The sequence below is a fragment of the Marinobacter sp. 3-2 genome (assembly GCF_003751355.1).
GTDB classification, from domain to species: domain Bacteria; phylum Pseudomonadota; class Gammaproteobacteria; order Pseudomonadales; family Oleiphilaceae; genus Marinobacter; species Marinobacter adhaerens.
The window spans coordinates 3,382-5,338 of record NZ_RJUQ01000006.1; the positions used below are offsets into that span (position 1 = coordinate 3,382).

The following is a 1,957-nucleotide window of genomic DNA, read 5'->3' on the forward strand; positions in this document are numbered from 1 at the left end:
CACAAGAATTATTCAGATCTAGGCGTCGAAGTGCGCCGCATAGCCTGCTATGCAAGTGCTTCGACAACGACGAGCTGGATAATTCTGGTGGGTCTGGGTGGACTTGAACCACCGACCTCACCCTTATCAGGGGTGCGCTCTAACCACCTGAGCTACAGACCCAAAAACACGGGCCTGCAACGACCCATCTGCTCTCTTTATTCAGCTAACCAAGTAATTCGTGTGGACTCTGACCGAAGCGCTCGGCTTCGTTTAAGGAGGTGATCCAGCCGCAGGTTCCCCTACGGCTACCTTGTTACGACTTCACCCCAGTCATGAACCACACCGTGGTGATCGTCCTCCCGAAGGTTAGACTAACCACTTCTGGTGCAATCCACTCCCATGGTGTGACGGGCGGTGTGTACAAGGCCCGGGAACGTATTCACCGTGACATTCTGATTCACGATTACTAGCGATTCCGACTTCACGCAGTCGAGTTGCAGACTGCGATCCGGACTACGATGCGTTTTGTGAGATTGGCTCCCCCTCGCGGGTTTGCAGCCCTCTGTGCGCACCATTGTAGCACGTGTGTAGCCCTGGCCGTAAGGGCCATGATGACCTGACGTCATCCCCACCTTCCTCCGGTTTGTCACCGGCAGTCTCCCTAGAGTTCTCAGCCGAACTGCTAGCAACTAGGGATAGGGGTTGCGCTCGTTACGGGACTTAACCCAACATCTCACGACACGAGCTGACGACGGCCATGCAGCACCTGTGTCAGAGTTCCCGAAGGCACCAATCCATCTCTGGAAAGTTCTCTGCATGTCAAGGCCAGGTAAGGTTCTTCGCGTTGCGTCGAATTAAACCACATGCTCCACCGCTTGTGCGGGCCCCCGTCAATTCATTTGAGTTTTAACCTTGCGGCCGTACTCCCCAGGCGGTCTACTTAGTGCGTTAGCTGCGCCACTAAGACTTCAAGAGTCCCAACGGCTAGTAGACATCGTTTACGGCGTGGACTACCAGGGTATCTAATCCTGTTTGCTCCCCACGCTTTCGCACCTCAGTGTCAGTATTGGTCCAGGTAGCCGCCTTCGCCACTGGTGTTCCTTCCTATATCTACGCATTTCACCGCTACACAGGAAATTCCACTACCCTCTACCATACTCTAGCCTGACAGTTCGAAATGCCGTTCCCAGGTTAAGCCCGGGGCTTTCACATCTCGCTTATCAAACCACCTACGCGCGCTTTACGCCCAGTAATTCCGATTAACGCTTGCACCCTCCGTATTACCGCGGCTGCTGGCACGGAGTTAGCCGGTGCTTCTTCTGTGAGTAACGTCAAGCCCTACGAGTATTAGTCGCAGAGTTTTCCTCCTCACTGAAAGTGCTTTACAACCCGAAAGCCTTCTTCACACACGCGGCATGGCTGGATCAGGGTTGCCCCCATTGTCCAATATTCCCCACTGCTGCCTCCCGTAGGAGTTCGGGCCGTGTCTCAGTCCCGATGTGGCTGATCATCCTCTCAGACCAGCTACGGATCGTCGCCTTGGTAGGCCTTTACCCCACCAACTAGCTAATCCGACATAGGCACATCCAATAGCGCAAGGTCCGAAGATCCCCTGCTTTCCCCCGAAGGGCGTACGCGGTATTAATCCGGGTTTCCCCGGGCTATCCCCCACTACTGGGCAGTTTCCTATGCATTACTCACCCGTCCGCCGCTCGTCAGCATCTAGCAAGCTAGATCTGTTACCGCTCGACTTGCATGTGTTAAGCCTGCCGCCAGCGTTCAATCTGAGCCATGATCAAACTCTTCAGTTTAAATCATACAAGAATCCGAAGATTCTCTATTCTTGCTCAAGACAAAACTCAATTTCGACGAGTCACTGTCCTGATATTTCATATCCGAAATACCTCGGCCAGCGCCCACACGAATTACTTGGTCAACTTTTTAAAGAGCGTTTGAGCTGTTGCTCAATCAAGGC

General features: G+C 53.5%; 1 tRNA gene and 1 rRNA gene. Both read right to left on the reverse strand.

Annotated features, from left to right (window positions below):
* Nucleotides 1–85: 85 nt before the first annotated feature.
* Nucleotides 86–162 (reverse strand) — tRNA-Ile (locus EDB94_RS01685).
* 91 nt (nt 163–253) lie between these two features.
* Nucleotides 254–1,793 (reverse strand): 16S ribosomal RNA (locus EDB94_RS01690).
* Nucleotides 1,794–1,957 lie beyond the last annotated feature (164 nt).